Annotated in this window: 17 protein-coding genes and 1 tRNA gene; 2 read left to right on the top strand and 16 right to left on the bottom strand. The window is 38.6% G+C overall.

The window, feature by feature from the left end; all coding sequences use genetic code 11:
* Positions 1-25: 25 nt before the first annotated feature.
* The 8 genes from N7548_RS06500 to N7548_RS06535 form a co-directional block, all read right to left on the bottom strand.
* Entirely contained in the window at positions 26-2,644 is a 2,619-nt protein-coding gene (locus tag N7548_RS06500) for an InlB B-repeat-containing protein (protein WP_263608661.1), read from the bottom strand.
* A gap of 248 nt (positions 2,645-2,892) precedes the next feature.
* Positions 2,893-4,158, bottom strand: a complete 1,266-nt coding sequence (locus N7548_RS06505; RefSeq protein WP_263608662.1) for a hypothetical protein — start codon at positions 4,156-4,158, stop codon at positions 2,893-2,895.
* The gene (locus tag N7548_RS06510) at positions 4,148-4,894 is read right to left on the bottom strand and encodes a hypothetical protein (RefSeq protein ID WP_263608663.1); all 747 of its coding nucleotides are present in this window, start codon (positions 4,892-4,894) and stop codon (positions 4,148-4,150) included. The genes N7548_RS06505 and N7548_RS06510 overlap by 11 nt, the downstream gene beginning before the upstream one ends.
* Positions 4,891-5,577: an ATP-binding cassette domain-containing protein gene (locus N7548_RS06515; protein WP_263608664.1), complete on the bottom strand. Its 687-nt coding sequence runs from the start codon at positions 5,575-5,577 to the stop codon at positions 4,891-4,893. Before N7548_RS06515 ends, N7548_RS06510 begins: the two co-directional genes overlap by 4 nt.
* Entirely contained in the window at positions 5,558-5,926 is a 369-nt protein-coding gene (locus N7548_RS06520; protein ID WP_263608665.1) for a GntR family transcriptional regulator, read from the bottom strand. The genes N7548_RS06515 and N7548_RS06520 overlap by 20 nt, the downstream gene beginning before the upstream one ends.
* Before the next feature lie 206 nt (positions 5,927-6,132).
* Entirely contained in the window at positions 6,133-9,669 is a 3,537-nt protein-coding gene (gene nifJ / locus N7548_RS06525; RefSeq protein ID WP_263608666.1) for a pyruvate:ferredoxin (flavodoxin) oxidoreductase, read from the bottom strand.
* Between the two features lie 127 nt (positions 9,670-9,796).
* Positions 9,797-10,255 carry a peroxiredoxin gene (locus tag N7548_RS06530; RefSeq protein ID WP_263608667.1) on the bottom strand — a complete coding sequence of 153 codons (459 nt, stop codon included), beginning with the start codon at positions 10,253-10,255 and terminating at the stop codon, positions 9,797-9,799.
* Positions 10,256-10,264: 9 nt separating this feature from the next.
* Complete coding sequence (locus tag N7548_RS06535) at positions 10,265-12,106, bottom strand: heavy metal translocating P-type ATPase (RefSeq protein WP_263608668.1); 1,842 nt, start codon at positions 12,104-12,106, stop codon at positions 10,265-10,267.
* 217 nt (positions 12,107-12,323) lie between these two features.
* Between N7548_RS06535 and N7548_RS06540 the strand changes: the two genes are divergently transcribed.
* Complete coding sequence (locus N7548_RS06540) at positions 12,324-12,824, top strand: hypothetical protein (protein ID WP_263608669.1); 501 nt, start codon at positions 12,324-12,326, stop codon at positions 12,822-12,824.
* A gap of 113 nt (positions 12,825-12,937) precedes the next feature.
* Here N7548_RS06540 and N7548_RS08975 read toward each other — a convergent pair whose 3' ends face one another.
* The 7 genes from N7548_RS08975 to N7548_RS06570 all read right to left on the bottom strand — a co-directional run bounded on the left by N7548_RS08975 (position 12,938) and on the right by N7548_RS06570 (position 20,092).
* A complete protein-coding gene (locus N7548_RS08975; RefSeq protein WP_373425184.1) occupies positions 12,938-13,051 on the bottom strand; it encodes an AAA family ATPase in 114 nt (37 codons plus the stop codon).
* 177 nt (positions 13,052-13,228) lie between these two features.
* Positions 13,229-13,312: transfer RNA gene (locus N7548_RS06545), tRNA-Leu, on the bottom strand.
* A gap of 47 nt (positions 13,313-13,359) precedes the next feature.
* Positions 13,360-15,450, bottom strand: coding sequence for an LTA synthase family protein (locus tag N7548_RS06550; RefSeq protein ID WP_263608670.1), 2,091 nt, complete (start codon positions 15,448-15,450; stop codon positions 13,360-13,362).
* A gap of 115 nt (positions 15,451-15,565) precedes the next feature.
* Positions 15,566-17,122 (bottom strand): hypothetical protein, encoded by a 1,557-nt coding sequence (locus N7548_RS06555; protein WP_263608671.1) that lies wholly within the window; start codon positions 17,120-17,122, stop codon positions 15,566-15,568.
* A 52-nt stretch (positions 17,123-17,174) separates the two neighbouring features.
* The gene (locus N7548_RS06560) at positions 17,175-17,714 is read right to left on the bottom strand and encodes a cyclase family protein (protein ID WP_263608672.1); all 540 of its coding nucleotides are present in this window, start codon (positions 17,712-17,714) and stop codon (positions 17,175-17,177) included.
* 2 nt (positions 17,715-17,716) lie between these two features.
* The gene (gene mgsA / locus N7548_RS06565; RefSeq protein WP_263608673.1) at positions 17,717-18,115 is read right to left on the bottom strand and encodes a methylglyoxal synthase; all 399 of its coding nucleotides are present in this window, start codon (positions 18,113-18,115) and stop codon (positions 17,717-17,719) included.
* Between the two features lie 36 nt (positions 18,116-18,151).
* On the bottom strand, positions 18,152-20,092 hold the full coding sequence (locus N7548_RS06570) for a glycosyl hydrolase family 18 protein (RefSeq protein ID WP_263608674.1): 1,941 nt from the start codon (positions 20,090-20,092) through the stop codon (positions 18,152-18,154).
* A gap of 107 nt (positions 20,093-20,199) precedes the next feature.
* Between N7548_RS06570 and N7548_RS06575 the strand changes: the two genes are divergently transcribed.
* Complete coding sequence (locus tag N7548_RS06575; protein ID WP_263608675.1) at positions 20,200-21,114, top strand: GNAT family N-acetyltransferase; 915 nt, start codon at positions 20,200-20,202, stop codon at positions 21,112-21,114.
* A 13-nt stretch (positions 21,115-21,127) separates the two neighbouring features.
* On the opposite strand, the gene murQ is transcribed toward N7548_RS06575, so the two are convergent.
* Positions 21,128-22,027: an N-acetylmuramic acid 6-phosphate etherase gene (murQ, locus tag N7548_RS06580; protein ID WP_263608676.1), complete on the bottom strand. Its 900-nt coding sequence runs from the start codon at positions 22,025-22,027 to the stop codon at positions 21,128-21,130.
* Between the last annotated feature and the right edge of the window lie 5 nt (positions 22,028-22,032).

The raw sequence follows: 22,032 nt of genomic DNA on the forward strand, positions 1-22,032 counted from the left end.
TTGTTTGTAATTATGAACAGCTTTTTTATGGTAACTGATCAATGATTTGGTTCAAAGTATCGTTATTAAAGATGTTGTCCATCTCTACAACGAAGTCTGGTTCAATACCAAATTCATTGTTGTGATACACATATGGATCTTCCTCAGTACCAGTACCTGTACGATAGGCATTGATATTATTGGATGACATCGTAAATGCGGTACCATTTGGTAATAGAATTGGTGTAATGGAGCTTGCACCACCACCTGATTTCTTACCAATGATCTTACCTAAGTTGTTTTCTTTGAAAATGGTTGCCATCGAGTTCGCAGCACTGAATGTGAGCGGTGATGTTAACAATGACCATTTCAAATGTGAATAGTTAGGTACACCGACGATTTGAACGTAACTCGATGAGAATCCACCGGTATCACCGTCGATTGAAGATACTCTAAATGGTTGGTCGGTAATGAACCCTACGACACGGTAGAGTGCACCGACGTTACCACCGGTATTCCAAGTTAAGTCTAATAGAATTCTTTGAACGTTCGGTTGGTCTGCCAATACGCGGTCTAGTGTGATTTCCATATAAACTGCTGAATCGGCTTCAACCAATGCAGGAATATCTTTTTCAACTGGCCATACTAAGGCGTAGCTGGTTGGCAATTTATCGACAACCCCAAGGTAGAATACAGCTCTATCTGCATCGAAGCCCACTTGAACCATAAAGTCCTTACCATTGACATTCTTAGAATAATAACCATCAACCTTGCTTGCTTCTTCGGTTGATTCAACCACAAGTGTATAACCTGCAGAGACCAAAGCGGCTTTATAAGAATCTAGATAAGCGGCATTTAATCCTTTGACCAATACTTCTGCGATATTTTCAGTCGCCGTCGAATTATTATAGAAGAAATACTTGTTACCACCAGCGATAGCCGGTACAACACTTGTTTCTTCTAATATGCTATCGATTAAAGCAGGATCAAAGGTTGCACTCTCTTCAATGTCAGATGTTCTGAAACCATCCAAGATGACCACTGCTGAGGTTGGATTCACGAACCAATAGTCAGGACGGTTAGGTGAAGTGGCTGCCCAAGAGGTACTTGAAATGTTACCTCTACCCCATTTAGCTTCAATCGCGTCATCGACATCGATGAAACCATCGTAGTACCATTGTGTGAAACGAGAACCATATGCAGATAATGAGTTGACTGCTGGTCCGCTCCATGCGGTTTTATTGAAATACGATGGGTACCCATAGCTGGTATGTGGTTCATCGATATCTTGTAATAATAAGTTTGCGACTGCATTATCGAAATCTTCTGGGTCATCTGTGACGAGTTTGTGTCTTCTTTGATATAACAAATCGTAATAGGATTCCACACCCATGATTTCGCGTAGTCCATAGAAATTATCTAAGTCAAATGCTAAAGTGGAGAAGGTATGAACCAATAGATCTGCTGGAATATCTTCATTATTCATAGAACTTGTCTTAATCGCTCTATATTCTAATGTACCAGATTCTGGTGTGCCATAAATACCCACAAGTTTATCATAGTTATAATACACATTATAGTAGCTTGAACCCGCGAATAATTGATTCACGATATAATATGGCAATAAGATTTCACCACCATAAATAGCCATGTCAAGGTTGAAGTGGTCTAAATCGTATACCACATCCGAGCCTTCATCAAAATGCGCATCTGGATGGTCTTGGACATATTCAATGTGTCTACCATAGTTGGTTGCGGTTGAATAGATATATCCCCAATAGAAACCAGGGTCATTGACACGAATTTCGTTTTCAACTGCATCAATGGTTAATCTTAGATCATATACTTCTTGCGTATCTTCATCGATGTATTGATAAGCGATTTCAACGGTGTTGTCGTCTTCAGTGATTTCAAAATCCACTTCCGGATCCACAAAACCTTCTAGAAGTTCTAAGAAGTTTAGTACACTGATGTATGGCACAGAACCATTTTCTTCAAAGAATAGTTCCACGTTTGCATTGGCAACATCGTATTCTGTGGTTTTGTTTTCAAATGGTACAACCCTAGAGTTGGTGATTACAACATCGTCATGTCGTGATAGATCCACTGTAAATGTGCGTGTGACAGATTCACCATTTAATGTGAACTTACCTGTAATTTCACCTTGTGTGGTGGTTGAATCACTATAGTTGATTGGGAGTAAGAACCCTGTGGTCGTCACATATTTAGATGTAGTCGACCACACTATCGTGCTACGGTTAACACGACCACGTGTCGGCAAACTCAATTGTACAGGACTGACTACCAAGTTATCCTCCACATTTTGAATATCTGCCTCAATCAACGCTGTGTTATTGATGACTTCTACCCAAGATGCTGTCAACGTGATGTTTTCAACAATCGGTGTAGCAAAATCAAATGCGGTTGCTTCATCCGTTAGATACCAACGTTGGAATGCAAATCCTTCCTTGGTTGGGTCCTCCGGTTCAACGGCTAACTGCCCCTTTTCGATGGTTTGTTCGGCGACCAAAGTCCCGCCATCGCTATTAAAGGTTACTGTGAATGTTTCTTTGACTGACGGTTGGCAACCGACAATCACTAAGCTGAGTAGCAATAAAATATATACACTAAATAGCTTTTTTAGACCAATTTTGGCTAAATTCATAAGACACCTCTTTTCATTAATTATTCTTATTTTATAACTTTTAACGTGAATGTCAAGACATTTAATGCCTATGTATGAAAATTTTTCAATTTTAAAACGTCATTTAGACAAGAAAAGCATCGCATTATAATAATAACGCGCGTATGTAGAAAAAAACGGATGTTTTTAGCATCCGTTTTAAAATCATTATTCTTGTTTTGACCAATCCATTGCATTATTGAGTTGATACTTTGCAATCTCGCGTAAGGTCAATTGTTAAAATGATTATGCAGTTCTGGGAAAACTCCCTCAACAAAATCGAATGCTTCCAAACCTTCTAATGGTTCACCCGTTTTTAGACTTTCTATATCCGAAAGTATATGAGAACCCGCGACACCGAAACCGCTTAACCCAACATTGCCAATCGTATAGACATACTGAATTTGATTATTGGTAAATAACGTGGTGTTTGCTGCTGCAAAACTACCGAAATGTTCGATTAGACTAGCATCGGTTTCAACCACCGCATATCCTTTTTGAATATCACTTTGAACAAACTCACCAAATAATCCACCTAACTTAAATACGTTACCAGTAACGACTGATCTTGAGTATACATTTTCAAAATCAGAATTGGTTGCGTAAGCGACTAATCCGCCCACAGTATTTAAGTGGTTGGCATTCGTTATAAACTCACCAACAAAAGATGCACTTTCTAATCTAGAATAATAGAATATACTGATGATACCAGCTAAGTTTGAGGAACCGTTCACTGTGCCTTCAACATGGATGTTTGTTAGATAACTATTGTTGGCATGATATGCCACGATGGCTGCTCCACGTGGTGATCTTTGGTCAAGTGGATTGTTAATAATGTTTGTACTTGAGTCTTTAATAATTAATCCATTAATATAGGCATGATCCAAATATTTGAATATTGAAACCTCACTTGGTCCGCTTAAATGAATGTTCGTTAATTCATATCCATAAGGATTGATGAGTACCCCACTAAAATACGAAATTAGGAATTCACCTTTCTTACTAGAAAAATCGAGATCACTACCAATGATATAATTACCACTGGGATTAAGCGAAATATAATCCCAAAATTTAAATGCACTATCGATCAAGGTATAGTTATCATAATTTGAATCAATGACATGAATGGTGCCGTAATTGATGTCCTTCTTTAAGGTGCGTCCATATTTATTGATTGTTAGTAGAGTTATACTAAGATTTGTAATACCTGGTTGAAGCGGGATGACTTCACCGTATTTATTAATCGTAACAATCGTTTTGTCATAGGCATATTCAATATCGTGAAACCCAAAAGTATTGTATAATTCATCAATTTTAAGATCATAGGTCTCATTCATTTGTAGAGCACGATGATCCACTAAGTAATCATAATCTGGTTGAACAATAGTATGGTCAATCGGAATGACTTCAATCGGTTGAAAAATCACATGAAATTGGTCGATTGCTGCAATCGAAAGAACCGTCAGCACCGCTAAAATAATGTACTTAATTTTCATGGCGAAGCCTCCAAACGGTAAATACCATCAACCCACTAAGATAAATTATTGGAATAATAATGCCAAACAATGACATATGATTGATTTCGTTATCGAGATACATAATCGGATAATACGAATTTACTCGATTATAATTCATGAAAATAAAACGATTATTGATCGATATAACAATCCATCTGATGAATGCGTGAACAAGATACATGCCAACAACTTCGGCATAAATCATCCATAGTTTTTTTTCAGAACTCTTAATCCAATACGCCAATATTATGCTTAGGATGATGAGATAAATACTATGAAAATAACTTTGAAAAATCCCCCACCAATCGCTACTTCTTTTACCAATCATCAATAATACTTTATACCCATAACCTTCAGACCATAATGGGGGCACATCTGTCGCAGTAAACAATAGATTTATGCTACCAACCATCATAATAAAATATACTGTAAAAACCATGATCCAAAGAACTAGATTTGCATACAATACTGCAGTCGGTTGAATTGAAGATGATTGGTACAGTTTAAATTTTGGTCCATAAAAATCATGCATTAACTTGGCAAATATGATCACCGGAAAAAACAAAAACGAGGTATTGATTAAATCGTTTAATAAAAGAAAAATGTCTGGCTTTCCTCTTAAAGCCAATATTAAAAGAAGACTCAATATGATTAAAAATATGCCTAGGATAGGTCGAATCAATCGTCTAAATTCTGTCCATAAAATCCATCTCATATCAGCTTCTCCTTAAAATATTTCTCAACTGACCCAGGTAAAGTCATTCTCAGTGATTCGACATCCATGGTAACTAAATCAGGTAGTCCTTTGTTATCTTTCATTAAAACAATTAGTTGGCTTGATACTTGTTCAAATTCATGGATGTGATGCGTAGCTATGATGAAAATATTATGTTCACCAGACTTTTCTATAATCATCTTTTTCATAATTTGGTCATGAATCAAGTCTACATAAGGAAATGGTTCATCGATAAAATAAAAGGTCCGATCAAATGACATTGCAAGGACGAATCCCAGCAGTTTTTTTTCACCCATGGATAAGTTTTTTATGAAGTGGTTTAGGTCTATACTAAATAGCTGACATTTCGATAAGGCATAGTTTAGATTATATCCCGAATACGATTGGTAAAAATGGACTAAATCAATGACTTTCATGTAATCAAAATACAATAACTCTGATGTCATAAAACTGATTTGATTTTTATTTATTGAAGGATGAATGGCGATGGGTAAGTCATTTTTAATCGTTTGAGCTAATATATTCAATAAAGTTGTTTTACCAGAACCATTTCGACCAATGAGAAGATAGATTTCACCTGTTGTTAAAGATAAGCTTTTATGCCAAAAAAGACTACGATTGTTATATGCTTTAGATAAATTGTCAATTTGATATGTGATCATCCTTTAAATCCTCCCAAAGTTTTTTATAATCTTCTTTTGTAAGATTCAGTTGCCTAACAACTTGTTTAAATTTATCTAATTCAGTATGCAAGAACTTGTCTTTTACTAATATGATTTGTGAATAATCTCTGACAAAGTAACCAAGTGTGCTATCAACAAAGATTAGTCCCTGTTCTTCTAGTTCCTGATATACCCGTTTGATGGTATTCATATTCACTTCGAGTTGGATAGCCATTTCACGAATGGATTCAAGTTTTGAACCTGGTGGTCGCTTGCCACTAAAAATCTCAAGACTGATGTATCTCGCTAATTGTATGTATATAGAAATGTTAGGATCGATCAGTATCATCTGGCACCTCTTGTGCTATCTAGATATCACAGTTAAATTATAACAAATATATGTTATGAACACAATAAGGAATTCTATTGCAAGAATATTCTAGTCTAATTTTCGTAGTTGTCAATATTTTGATAATGGTATTCATAACCTAAAAAATGATCAAAAAAAGTAGACTTTTTACGGTCTACTTTTTAAGATACAGTATGATTATTTAATTATTCTTGTTTTGACCAATCCATTGCTTTGTAACGTTGATACATGGACCAACGTGCTTTAGCATCTGCCAAGTTTTGTGCAAGTAATTCTGCAGCATGGTCAGGGTTGATTTGTGATAATTGTGCATAACGTGCTTCAGACAATAAGTAATCTTGATACTTATCCCAGACCGGTGGTTTCGAATCGATTTGGAATGGATTCTTACCTTGTGCAACCAATCTTGGGTCATATCTGAAGGTTGGCCAGTAGCCACATTCTGTCGCAAGCTTAGCTTGTGAAGCAGATTGAGTCAAGCCACCCTTGATACCATGTTCGATACATGGTGAGTAAGCGATGACTAAAGATGGTCCTGGATAAGATTCAGCTTCTTTAAGTGTCTTGATGACTTGTGCTGGGGAAGCCCCATGTGAAATTTGTGCAACATAGACATGGCCATAGCTCATCGCAATCGCCGCTAAGTCTTTCTTCTTGGTCTTCTTACCAGACGCTGTGAATTTCGCAATCGAAGCGGATGGTGCAGATTTAGAAGATTGACCACCGGTGTTGGAATAAACTTCGGTATCTAGAACAAGGATGTTGACATCTTCATTGTTCGCGATGACGTGGTCAATACCACCATAACCGATGTCATATGCCCAACCGTCACCACCCATAATCCATTGGCTAACGCGTACGAAGTAGTCTTTGAGTTCTAAGAGTTCTCTCGCATAACCTTCATTGACTTTCGCAAGTTCAGCCTCTAGTTTAGGTGCTAGGTTTTGAGTATATTCACCTTCAGCTCTGTGGTCTAACCATTCTTGTGCAAGACCCTTCAAGACTTCAGGCATTTCATTTAAGTGATCAACGATGATGGTTTGGATACGGTCTCTCATGGTTTCATAAGCGATTCTCATACCAAAACCGAATTCAGCGTTGTCTTCGAATAAGGAGTTCGCCCATGCTGGACCTCTACCATTTGGTAAAGTAGTGTATGGGGTTGCTGGGTAGGACGCACCATAAATGGAGGTACAACCAGTCGCGTTCGCAAGAATCATGCGTTCACCGAACAATTGAGTGATGGCTTTGATGTATGGTGTTTCACCACAACCAGCACATGCACCTGAGAATTCGAATAGAGGCTTGTTGAAGTTGACGTTCTTCACGTTGTCATTACCGATATTCTTATAGGTAACTTCATTGAAGAAGTAATCTGCGATTTGTTGTGAACCTGCAGATAGTTCAGGACCGATTGGGGTCATGAATAAAGCTTTACCAGGCGCTGGACATACTTGGACACAAACGCCACATTCTGTACAGTCAAGGGTAGATACTTGGATGGTGTATTTGTATTGGTCTAAGCCTTTACCTTTACCAGGAATCATCTTAGAACCAGCAGGTGCTTTTTCAGCTTCTTCTGGGGTTGCTAAGAATGCGCGGATAACGGCATGTGGACATGCGAATACGCATTGGTTACATTGGATACAGTTTTCTTCTCTCCAACCTGGAACGAAGTTCGCGATACCACGTTTTTCATACGCAGCAGCACCATTGTCCATGTGACCATCTTCATAGCCTAAGAATGCGGATACAGGTAGTGAATCCCCTTCAATCGCGTTGACTATGTCAGCGATATTTTTAACGAAGGATGGACGGTTGTCTTTTTCAACTACTTCATCTTCTAAGAATGCCCATTCAGGCTTAACTTCGATTTCGACTAAGTGCTTGTAACCAGCTTCAATCGCTGCATAGTTCATTTCAAGAACCGCATCACCCTTACGTCCGTAAGATTTTTCTGCGTACTTCTTCATGTATTTTTCAGCGGTTTCAAATGGCATGATTTGTTCAACCAATTTAAGTTGAGCACTTTGCATGATGGTATTTGTACGTCTACCTAACCCGATTTCATATGCTAAATCTACCGCATTGATGATGAAGAATTTAGCTGCCTTTTGAGCCAATTGACGTTTCACTTTGTTAGGTAAGAACGCTTCAATTTGGTCTTTAGGTACTTGGGTATTTAATAAGAACTTACCACCTTGACGTAAGCCTTTGATCATGTCGTACTTGGTTAAATAAGTATCGGCAGAACAAGACACGAAGTGTGGGTTGTTAACTAAGTAAGTTGAGCGGATTTCATGTGGGCTGAAACGTAAGTGCATACGTGTAACACCACCGGCTTTTTTAGAGTCATAAGCCGCATACGCTTGTGAATTCAACTTGGTGTTATCACCAATGATCTTAACGATGTTCTTAGAAGCACCAACGGTACCATCAGAACCCAATCCAAAGAACAACATTTCAAGGGTGTCTTTGTCTGTAACGTCGATTTGTTCAGAGATATCGATGGAAGTAAATGTAACGTCATCGTTGATCCCCACAGTGAAGTGGTCTTTTTGTTCACCAGCAAGGTTTTTAAATACCGCATTGATCATAGATGGTGTGGTATCTTTAGAGGATAGACCATAAATACCACCAATGATGACTGGTTGATTTGGTTTGCCATAGAACATATTCTTGACATCTAAGAATAGTGGTTCGCCTGTGCTACCTGGTTCAATGGTTCTATCAAGTACAGCAATTCTCTTCACGGATTTTGGCATCACATCAAAGAAATATTTTTCTGAGAATGGTCTGAATAAGTGAACAGAAACGATACCGACTTTCTTACCATGACGGTTTAAGTAGTCAATGGCTTCTTTAGCGGTTTCAATGACAGAGCCCATCGCAACAATCACATCGGTTGCTTCTGGGTCACCATAGTAGTTAAATGGTGCATAATGTCTGCCAGTTACTTTGGAGATTTCTTGCATATATTCGTTGACGATGTCAGGAATAGCTGCATATTTGGACGCTTGTAATGTACGAGTTTGGAAATAAACGTCGTCATTTTGAGCTGTACCACGTGTTTTTGGGTGAGCTGGGTTTAAAGCCCCAGATCTGAATTTCGCAAGTGCTTCTCTGTCGACAAGTCTTGCAAGTACGTCATAGTCCATGACTTCAATGGTGTTAACTTCGTGTGAAGTTCTGAAACCATCAAAGAAATGAAGGAATGGAATGGAACCTTTAATAGCCGCTAAGTGAGCGATACCACCTAAGTCCATAACTTCTTGAACAGAGTTAGAAGCCAATAAAGCCCAACCTGTTTGTCTAGCAGCCATCACGTCTTGATGGTCACCGAAAATGGATAATGCTTGTGCTGCGATTGCTCTAGCAGCGACGTGGATAACCCCTGGTAACAATTGACCAGCGATTTTATACATGTTAGGTAACTTTAATAGTAACCCTTGAGATGCTGTAAATGATGTCGTCAATAGACCGGTTTGTAATGACCCGTGAACGGTACCGACTGCACCGGCTTCACTTTGCATTTCAACGACTTTTACTGGCATACCAAAAATGTTCTTTTTACCTTGGGATGCCCATAAGTCGACGTTTTGTCCAATTGGTGTTGATGGTGTAATTGGATAGATCCCCGCAACTTCGGTTAACGCGTAAGCCACATATGCTGAAGCTTCTGCGCCATCCATTGACTTAATAACTTTCTTATTATCAGCCATTTTTATCCTCCTAATTTCTTATTCTTATAGAATAACCTGCGTATTGATTATAACGTATTTACAGGCGTAAATCAACCTAGTAAAAACCAATAATGTGAAAATTTTTACATCTTAGAGAGATTCTAATCTAGCCCTTAATGTAGGCTAAAACCGAATCCGCATTGGATTTCGCGAAAGCACGCTTGAAAACTTTTTCAATCACACCATTTTCATCCAAAATGAAGGTGGAACGAATGATGCCTTCGACGATATTTCCATACAAGTTCTTCTTACCATACGCGCCAAAATAAATCGATACAGACTTGTCTACATCGCTTAATAACGTGAATGGTAACCCATATTTGGTTTGAAACAATTGGTGTGATTCAATGGTATCTGGGCTAATGCCCAATAAAACCGCATGGTGATTTTTTAGTTCATCATTCACAACTTTAAAACCACAAGCTTGTTCTGTACAACCCGGTGAATCGTCTTCAGGATAAAAGTAAATGACAACCTTTTTACCTAGATAATCGGATAAACGATGGGCTTTTCCAAACCCATCGTACAATGTAAAATCTTTAACTTTTGTGCCTACTTCTAACATCATGTTCTCCTATTTTAACAATAATCTTAAACTATTTAGAATAACCAAAATGGTTGAACCTTCATGGAAAATAACCCCAAGTGGTAGTAAAACAATTCCAAAGACATTGGATAACAACAATAGGCTGATTACCGTGACAGAGAATATAATATTTTGATTGGCAATCTGCTTCATTCGTTTTGCAAGTTGAATTGATTTTTCAATGTTTTCAATGTTGTTATTCATGAAGACAATATCGGCTGTTTCTAATGAAACATCGGTACCTGACCCCATCGCAACCCCAACATCCGCAGCTGCAAGTGCAGGTGCGTCGTTGATACCATCACCAACCATCATGACATTTTTGCCAGATTTCTTTAATGATTCCACGTGTTTGAGTTTATCTTCTGGTAACAATTCAGATAACACATAGGCAATGCCTGCTTCTTTCGCAATCGAACCAGCAGTATAACGGTTATCCCCAGTCATTAAAATCGGTCTAATGTTGTGTGCTTTTAAGGATTCAATGGCTTCTTTGACTCTTGGTCTGATACGATCCATCAATGAAATATAGCCAATCAAAACACCATCTTTGGATACCAAAATGGTGGTGAAACCTGCTTTATGGGCTGAATCCACTTTATCTCTTAAGACGTCATCGACTTGGACATCAAAGCGACCAACTTGATATAGATGACCTTGATATTGACCTTCAATCCCTTTACCTGGGGTTTCTTTGGATTCTATGTGAATGTCATCGGTATCTTTCAAATAATCAACCACGGCTTTGGCAAGCGGATGGGTAGATTGTCTTTCTAGTGCATAGATGACTTTACAAACGGTTTCGTGTTCATCTAAAGCACAATAAATTTCTTTGACTTCTGGTCTACCTTCCGTGATGGTACCTGTTTTATCAAGTAATACTGCATCAATCTTTGACAAGGTTTCTAAGTGTTTTCCACCTTTGATGAGAATCCCTTTTCTTGAGGCGTTGGATAAAGAAGATAGAACTGCGGGTGACACGCTCGCGACCAGCGCGCACGGGGAACCAACGACTAAAACGACGATACCACGATAAATCGCGACATCTTGGGTCCACCATCCAAAAATGGGTGGTACGACCATCGTTAGGATGGATAATGCAATCACCACGTAGACATACCAACGTTCAAATTGTTCAATAAAACTTTGTGATTCCGTTTTATTCTCATGAGCAGTTTCGACGAAATCAATGATTTTTTGAACCATCGAATCTTTCATATCTTTGGTTACTCTAACTTTGATCAAAGCCGATTCATTTAGGGTGCCACTAAAGACATTGTCACCGACTTTTTTATCGACAGGGACAAACTCACCGGTAATCATCGATTCGTTGATGGATGTATTGCCAAATACAACCTCACCATCGGCTGGAATCGATGATCCCACTTTAACGATGACCACATCGCCAATGTTTAAATCACTGACTTTAACAACGACTTCTTTGCCATCCTTTTCCAGTAGTGCTTCTTCGGGTGCGAGATTCAATAAACTCGTAAATGCTTTTTCACTCTTCGATGTTGCGTAATCTTCTAATAACCCCGATAACGCGAAAATGAATATTAAGATTGCACCTTCAGCATAATTTTTTAATATAAATGCACCTAGTGCTGCAACGATCATTAAAAATTCAACGTTCAATGCTTTGTTTTCAATGGTTTTAATCACACCTTCTTTGGCTTTATAAAAACCGCCAAATAGAAAGGATAATCCAAATAAAACCATCTCAGCAGTATCCCCGACATAACGTCCGAAAATCAATGTAAATAAAATGAGGCCGATGGCAGTGACTGTAAAGATGGTTTCTAAGGCTAAATTATTTTTCTTGTTCATACATAAGTCCTCCACTGAGACAAGTATAACACAGTTCTCAATTGTTCTTATAAATAATGCACATATTTATTATAAATAGAGTCTTTTTTAGAATAATTATGGAAACAGCTATGAAAAATAGATTGGATGATTGGTATGCAAAAGACTATTTTACATTTACTTTTAAGTATTTTGATGATAAACTGTAGATAATTAATCAACGAACAGAGGTGGACTTATGGAAGACCAAGACAGATCATTCAATCCGTATATGTATCGATATTTTTTGATGCCCAGTAAATTTCGAATCATTCTAGCATCCCTATTGGATGTGGTTATCTTTACGGGGTTATTCTTATGTATTGTTTTTTACTACATCATACCTAATAACATTATGGATCCAGGTATCACCTACGGTATCGCTGGCGCTTACATCCTATTCATGATTATCTTTCAATTAACCATACTAAAGTTTGGTTTTGCGAGTCTAGGTCATCTTTTACTTGGTTTAACTCATATCAGTGGTTTATCCGGACGAAGACTAGAAAGAATCGATTATGTTGAGCTTTGGTTCAAATCGTTTTTACTCGGTTTCAAATATGCTGGAATCTATACCACGTACTATTTTCTAACGAGTGATTTCAATCAGTCCATGGTATTAGAAGAAAATAATGTATTCATCGTTAAACGCCGAAAATACAACTATATGATAAAAAACAAACTGCTCGTCAGATCGTAATAGTCACTATTGACACACAACCAACCGGTGATAACACATTGGTTGGTTTTTTTATGTGATGATCATGAAAACAAAACGGCTACAAATAGCCGTTTGAATTTCTAGTGCTTTGATTAAATATGCTCATCGCATTTTCCCTTAAATAAATGATTTAGTGTTGTTGTCTTGCCAACTTGTCTTGGACCTGTAATCAAGAGGACTTTAGACATATCTCTAGCTTCTATCATCTTTTTTTTCTATATGTCTTTGATAATACATGGCTTCACCCTATTTCGTAATTATTGGATTTCAACTCCACTTTTGACGAATTTTTGCCATTTGTCAATATCATACCATTCAATTCGTTTTTTGAGCTATTTGCTTTAAATAAAAAACGGCTAACAAATAGCCGTTCTAAATTCGAGTGGTGCGGATGACAGGAGTTGAACCTGCACGCCGAAGGCGCTAGATCCTAAGTCTAGTGCGTCTGCCAGTTTCGCCACATCCGCGCAAATTGAATTATATCGTTTTTTGGCAGGGTTGTCAATAAAACTTCTTAAATATTTTTTAAGTGCTGATATAAATTCAATTGTAACGCGATGTCCATACGTTTTTTAAATAACATCACGTCTAAATAGAGGTCATATGGTTCATTCACCACGGCCGATGGATCGACAAAATACAGGGTGTTCATGTCATTGGGTGATTCATCCGAACTCATGAATTTGCTGATGATGAAATAATCATCGGTGACGATGTCAAAAGCGCGCGTATCGATGGCGAATGTGCGTTCATCGGATAAGGCATTGACGCCATAATATTGATAATCTGAGTTGATGCCAAACAGTTCTAACACCGTGCGATAGATATCGACTTGACTGCGTACGAGCGGTTGGGTTCCCTTGAGTAAACCTTGAGGGATACTGCTATTTGAGTCGCTATCATCCGGTACGTAAATAAAGGCCAACGTCTTGATCATCTCTTGTTTGTATTCGAGGGTGGTTAATTCACGACCCAACAAGACTTCTAAATCTACTTTTGGAATACCAGAACCATGATCACTATAAAATACATAAACTGTGTTTTCGACACGTTTCGCCATCTCGATGAAATGGTCGAAGAAATCGTCATAATAAGTTTCATAATTGATGTATTTCAATGTGGTTGGGCTGACTGGGATGTCCTCATTCGTAAACTGATTTGGGAATGGGTCATATAAATAAGGTGTATGGGGTTGAATGGTAATGGGGTATAGGAAATACTGTTCATGTGACTCAATCAAGGATTCGGTCCATTTCAATAAAGATAAATCCGATAACCAAGGGCTTTCAGGGGTATTCTTTTCTAGGAAATCTGGGAATCGATAGACCCCATTTTTGGTACCTTCATAATAAGCCGCTTTCGAATCATAATAAAAATAATCTTCAAAACCCAGCATTTGTTCATGGACAATGTCGCGGTTATAAAATGTTTTCACGTCCCCATGTAAGGATGCGCGATAGTAATCCGGAAATAATTTGGGTAAAGCTTCAAAGACATATTTGGTTTTATTATAATTCCAATACAGCGTGGTATCTCCGGTTGGATATAGCCCAGTCATTACCGAAAACTCAGCGTCAGCGGAGTTGCCTAAACCAACATTGGTATAGAAATTATCTAAGACATAGGATTCATTTAACAGTGCTTTTAATGTACTAAAATAATCACTATCCATGTATGGACCTTGTTCATCTAAGAGGAAATGATTGAAGGTTTCTAGGTGGAACACAACCACATTTTTCCCTTCAAATACACCATTTAATTGGCCATCTTGTAAGAGACTTGGATCGATTTCTACGGTCGATGCTTGTGTGATTGGGAGTTGGTTGCTATAGGATTGATCAAACAAATTGGTGTAGGTATCTTGATTCTTATTATAAGTGTTATAAATGGTTAAACTCGGTAAGGTCAAATTCACATTAGACAAATTGATACCCATCATTTGTCCCACATAATAATTATATAAACCGGCACTTTGGATGCCAAAGAGCGCTCTTTCCGCGGATATTGGCCAACGTTTGTCGAGATTGGCTTTTACAATCGCGTTGGTACTCAACGACAGTACCATCGATGCGAGTAAAATGAATATGGATAACAACCGATGCCATGGGAAAGTGACTTCATCTACCATGAGCTGTTGTTTTTTGATGCGTTTGAAATAAGCGATATAAATACCCATCAATACCATCACCGGTATGAATACGATGATTCGATAATAACGATAGAGTTCCGTGAGGGCTTCAACAAAGATAGACCCTGCCAATTCAGCTGCTGGGTTATTGAACAATGTCATCTCATAAATGGAGAACATCGTAGAATAATATTTGGTGAATATCCCAATGGAGAATATCGCGATATTGAGTAACCCTGTAATAACAATCAAATACGTCATACGGGAACGTCTTTTCTTAAAGATTAAAAAGCCTATGATCAATAGGATGGTCAAGGCTGCGATATTGCCTATGATCGCATTCAGTTCTAATAAACCATGGCGTCTAAATGGAATTAAGTATCGGTTCAATATGGCGGTTGTTACCATATAAGTGTTGATTATATTTAATCCATAGAAAAGGCCAAGGAATGAGTAATACCACTTTTTTTGATTCATCTGATCACCTTGCGTAACCCTAGTATATCATTTTTTTGAAATAACATAAATGTGAAATGATTTTAGGGTCTAATGATGTGAAAAGACCCATTCAAATGAATGAGTCTAATGACGTTTATGCTTTTTTCAGTCTTCGATACATAATAAAACCAACCCCTGCGATTCCAATGACCCCAAATGACACATAAATCCATGGTATGGGTTCTGATTCACTGACATAGTCAACTGCGAGTCTACTTTGATACGTGATACCATCGATTTCATAACTATAATAAATATAGGCTTTTTCTCTTTTGCTTTGGAGGTGTTCCGTTTCATCCAACAAGATTTGAAGATTTCTTGGAGATGCCCCAGTTTGGGCCATTTGATTGGTTAACCATTCGATGACTTCTTCTCTTGTCATCGATTCGTAGGTATCGATATCCAATACATAATCTGCGGTGTCGAAAACAGGTGCGGTATCATCGATGACATGCAAATGCACTGTTCTTAAAGTTTCATTTCCAGCAGCATCTTTACAGCGCACATAAATGGTATGATTTTTAATCAATGTGCCATCATAATCAGCCAAGAAAATGTTGAGCTTGTATGTGATATCACCATCATGAGCATCCATTGCGCGATACAAACTGGTAATCTGTTCGAGTGTTCTTGCACCATCACTTAAATATGTATAAATGACATCGGGTCCTGTAATCACCGGTGGTTTCGTATCCACCACGCGAACTTGAATCGTCTTGGTTGTTTCATTAAAGGATCCGTCCATCACACTTAAGACAATGTTATAAGTGCCTGCTTGGTTCATATTCGGTGTGTACTCATCACTGACCACATCGATATCTTCATTGGTCAGTGCAGTCACGTTATCGGAAACAGTGATTTGTGACAACATGTCGGCCATCACAAGTGGAGTGCCGTGTTCAATCGTGTAGGTATCTAAACCCGTCATGATGGGTTTGGTTCTATCGATGACTTTGACCATCATTTCAAAATAACTGGTATTGGTCATTTGATCTGATGCACGATACTGTAGAAAAAACTCACCCAATTCCGGATTGGAATCGTCATAATCGCCGCCCAAAAAATCCATTTTTAATGACCCACCTTTTGGATCACTGATGGATAAACTTTGTCTGATGGTCGCTTCGGGTACAGGATGATCGATATCGACTAAATAAACACCATGATAATAAATGGGTGCGTTTGAAATGTAATACTCAAAACCCGTAAATTGAGCGTAAGTTCCTTCGTACAACATGATGTTATACCCTGTGGTAGCCATGGCAGGAATGTTTCTAAACAATAGCGTTTCTACCGTACTAATGAACGTGTAATACCAGCGTTCATTGGTCAAATCCACACTGATATCTTTGGTTTGACAGTTCACGTTTTCCTTTTCACAATGGGTTAAAAATGGATATTCATCTTGTGAGAAATTATCCACCCCAATGTAATCTAAATCCATCACCAACGTGTAGGACACATTCTTTTTAATTTTGATGTGCGTGAACATATCGATATCTCTAGGTTCTGTCCGTTGGATGTTTCTTAAGTCTAAATAGTTTTTCCCATAAGGAAACCTCAACGCATTGGTGGCGTAATCCGCAGCTTGAATGGATAAGCCAGAGAAAAACACCATGAATAAACAACTTAAAATCCATATTTTTTTCAAAAAAAATCACCTCTACATAATACGTACAGGTGATCAGATGATTTTTACTTTTTTATATTTCAACAAATACACGACACGGGCTACTATCCGCGTGGATTTTGAGTGGGATAATATACGCTTTAAAGGTTTGATTGGAAGGTAATTGATCAAAATTGGTCGCGTTCTCAACGATGAATACACCCGCACCTAATAATAATTGGTGGATCGGGTAAGGCGATTCATCTGGTGATGTGCCTTCAAGCACGATTACACGAATGGGATGTTTCAATAAGGATTGTACAAACGTTTCGGTTAAATAACCATTAGAACGTATAAAGAGAATCGATTCACCTGCATCATTGTAGGGCTGACCATCGTCAATCAGTCGTGCTTTTCCAATGAATGTATCCAGTGGGAACGCGTCTATGTATGGTTGATTTGAAATAAAGTGTTTGGGTCCATCGATATGCGTACCACTATGCATTGAGGTCATTAATAGATGGTTTTCATAGCCATCTTTTTCAACCTCAGCGATGGTTGTTAATGAGACTTTCGGGTCACCTGGATAGACAGTCATCCCATCTTCAATGGTTTTAGTAAGGTCAATAATCATGGCTATTTACTCGATAAATACTTATTCGATATTTGATTGGCATCCAAGGCTTTTAACATGATTTCAGCCGAAGTCTTATTGGTTGCGAGCGGGATTGAAAAGACATCACACAGCCTTAATAACGCGGAAACATCCGGTTCATGCGGTTGGGCTGTGAGCGGGTCTCTTAAAAAGATGACCAAATCCAGCTGGTTGTCTGCAACCATAGAACCTATTTGTTGGTCACCACCGAGCGGACCTGATTTCATCCGAATGATGGACAATCCAGTTTCACCAATGATGAGGGTCCCTGTGGTACCTGTCGCGTACAAGGTATGTTTGGCTAAAATGTCTCGATACTTCTTGGCTAAATCGATGATTTCTGGTTTTTTCTTATCGTGTGCTATGAGTGCTACTCGCATATCATCACCCCTTAATACCATTGTATCAAGAAATGCTTACTTATTTAACCCATCTTTTAAAGCAATCAACAATTGGCCTGATGTATCGGTACCATATTCCCAAAACATGATGCCTCCCAAGCCTTGTTCAATGACATAATCACTCTTCTCTTGAATGGATCTTGGGTTGTCATAAGAAATGAATTCCGTACCATCTGTCTTTAAAATATAAGGCACACCAGCACGGGTATCGTAAGCTTTGATATAATCGTCATTATTCAAATAGTTCAGTAGAATATTATTGTAATAGACAGACCCCGCATTGATCCATGACCCAAATGTTTGAGTACTTGCGTTGTAGGTTCTCGTTTGTTTGATGCCATAGAATGCGACACCGACGATGATTTTATCGTATGAAATACCATAAGTAGATTTAAAGTTTTTGACGGTTTCATCGATGGACGCAGTCGATAAAGAACGACCTACCAATAAAGTAGTATTGTGATAAGTGGTTGCGCGATAAAGGGCATTTTGATATTGACCATTGGCGTTACTCATGCCGTAAGTCATCAGGTTTATATAATCTAAATAGACTTTGGAATTATTTAAATCATATCTTGGTGGTTGCCAGATACCACCGGTAATCGCGGTGGTCACCAAGTGGTTCGGATTATTGGCTTTCACCTTTTCATAGACTACTTTCATCAAAGCCGTGTATCTGGTTTTTTCTGAATCGGTTGGGGTCTCCCAGTCGATATCGACACCATCAAATCCATATTGATTGATCATCGAAACAATATTATCCGCGAAGGTATTTACCAAGTTTTGACTCGCAGCGATGGTGCTCCAAGAAGATTCAGGTGCCACCGACATGATGACCCAATTGCCATAGACTTTGGCTTTCGGCATGATGTAGGTTTGGATGTTGCTTAAATAGGTTTCGCCGTACAATGCACCAGTGGCGTCGGCTGTAATAAATGCTGTATTGATGATGTCTAATGTCTCAAAGAAATCATCATTGACCGTGTTATATCCACGATAAATGTAACTGGAGGCGATGGGACCTTCTAAGGATTTGTACCCTGGAACAACGATGTCAAAAGATAGGGTATCCGTGATTTCACCTGTGATGTTGGCTATGAGTGTGACTGTTGTGGTTTGATAGGGTCTTTTGTATAAACCGCTATTCGAAATGACTTCAGGATGGCTTGAAGTCCATTCCATAAAGTAGCCGCTAAAGACCAGTGGCAAACCCACACTTTCCTCTGTCAAATCTGGCAAAAGATCTTCTAGATAAGTTTGTAATTCATTCACGGTTTTTGACCCCCATTTCGCAACATAAGTCATCGATTGGATGTGATCATTGGTCATATAACCAGGGTAACTCAATACGGTTTGCCCTTGGTATTCCCAACCCAAGAAGCGAAACCCTTCTTTGACGGGTGTTGGTAATCTGGTGGGCTCTAATAAGGTTAATTGTGGATTTTGATATAGTTCTGCTTCCCCATAAAAAGAGACCTTGAGTTCACCTTCTGTATAAGCAATCACATCCGTTTCGAATTGCACAAACATTTTTTGATTGGGTTCATTGGTATACTCGATGATTTGGTTTAAACTTTCAGTATCTGGTAATTGTTGGTGTGCGCCAATGATATAATCATACTCAGGTAAGGTTAAGTTTTCTACGGCAGCGGTCATCGGATCGACATAGACCACTTCATAGAGACCAACTGCCTGGTTATAGGCGATGAACAGTTTGTAAAACCATCTGAGTTTGGTTTGTGTATGATCCATGAGTGATAGTGAACTACCACTGGTATCATTTTTACTCGTGATGGTTAAAGCGCTATTGGGTTCAATGGTGGACAAATAAGACGCATCCATATGGCCCCCATTGAGGTCTAAAGTCACCTCAACTGGTTGTAATGTCGGTTTTTGACAAGCCATCAACATGAACATAAAAATGCTTATGAAGATGGTTGGAATGGTTTTTTTCATGGTATTTTCCTCGGTTTTAATCCATAGTATGTCTTTATTATAACATAATAAAAATGGTCATTTTTTTAAGGTGCGAAAACTATTGCCAAAGAGAGGTGTGATATTCAATGTTGACAACCCATCATGAAATCATCAACGAAAAGACGTATGCTTATTTCAATCAAGCAATCCTCGAAAGTCAGTTCTACCTGCCGATGACCTTCGAACAGTTCAAATATTTATCCCAAACACACTATGTCATGATTCATGTTACGGATGACCAAATTCAAGGTTTGTTGATGGGGAGTTTTAAAGACAACGCATGCTATATCGCTTATTTACTCGGTACAAAGGCAGCTCAATACGCTTTGTTGAATGACTTAGAATATCAATTGAGAACCACTTCAATCAAGACATTATGGTGGTCATATAATAACCCAATCAAGGTGCCTTTCTATACAAATCCCCCCCACATTCATTTCAATGCTCAAGGGGTGTTAAAGGATTCTCCTATTGAGTCCTTATTGTTAAGTTCTGGTTATCAAATTTACGCCACAATGGATACCTATGAAGTCGATTTAACTTCGTTTCAAAAAAACGATTATTTGGCAGAAAAAACCATTCATTTAAAACAGTTGGGGATTGAATTTGTGGTGTTAAACGAGTGTACAAAATCGGTGGATGATTTTCTTCAATTGTTACCTAATCCTGCTTTTGTAGATGTCATCAGACATGGGATTGCTGCCTCTAAACCCATTTTATTTGTGATGTATAATGGCTCAATCATGGGATTTACTGGTCCAATCAGTGTCGATACTGATGGCCGTGGTGTATTCGGCGGCATCGAGATACTAGATGCTTTACAAGGGTATGGGGCAGGCAAATTACTCTTCTTTAAATTGCTTCAAACATTTAAAGATATGGGGGCTACTTACGTGACTTTATTCACGGGTCAAAACAACCCTGCGAAGCATATTTACATGGCCGCTGGCTGCCAAATCACACACACATTTTATCTCATGAAAAAGGAACTCTATCGCTAGAGTTCCTTTGTTTTTAGAGTCGTTTCAGTGATTCACGGATGTTTCCGTTGTGATCCATTAAAATCTCTTTAATCTTGTCTTTATCTTCGATTTTTGACATGATTGAAAATATCGCGAACTTCACGGAATCGTATTTCATTAAATGAGCAACTGCTGTATCCTTATTGCATCCAGTGACATCCATAACAATGGATGTGGCACGTGATACCAATTTATCATTGGACATTTGCACGTCAACCATGAGGTTTTCATACACCTTACCGATTTTAACCATGGAAGCTGTTGTAATCATATTCATGATGAGTTTTTGAGCTGTGCCTGATTTCATTCTTGTTGAACCCGTCAATGGTTCTGCCCCAGTGATGGCTTCAATCGGATGCTTGGCTGTCGCTGCGATCACTGAATTGGAGGATGTGGTGATACAAGCGGTTTGACAACCGAGTTCGTTGGCATATTCCACTGCCCCTACAGCGTATGGGGTTCTGCCACTCGCGGTGACACCAATGACCACATCGTTGGCTTTAAGCTTCTTACGTTTTAAGTCTTTAATCGCTGCTTTTTTGGAATCTTCGACTTTTTCAATTGGGAACCTCAAAGCTTTGTTTCCACCAGCGATGATGCCGATAACCATATCTTTAGACACACCAAAGGTTGGTGGACATTCTGAGGCATCTAGGACACCTAAGCGGCCCGATGTGCCGGCACCGACATAGATGAGGCGTCCACCTTTTTGGAAAGCTTGTGTGACGACATCGACCACGTTGGATATTTGTCCTAGCGCTTTTTCAACGGCGATAGGCACCAATTTGTCTTCATTGTTAATCATCGTCAAGATTTCTTGAGTGGATACCAAATCGATGTTTCGAGTGTTTTCATTACGTTTTTCAGTACTAATTTTTCCAATGTCTACCATAGTTT

Source organism: Paracholeplasma manati (genome assembly GCF_025742995.1).
Classification (GTDB): Bacteria; Bacillota_I; Bacilli_A; order Acholeplasmatales; family UBA5453; genus Paracholeplasma; species Paracholeplasma manati.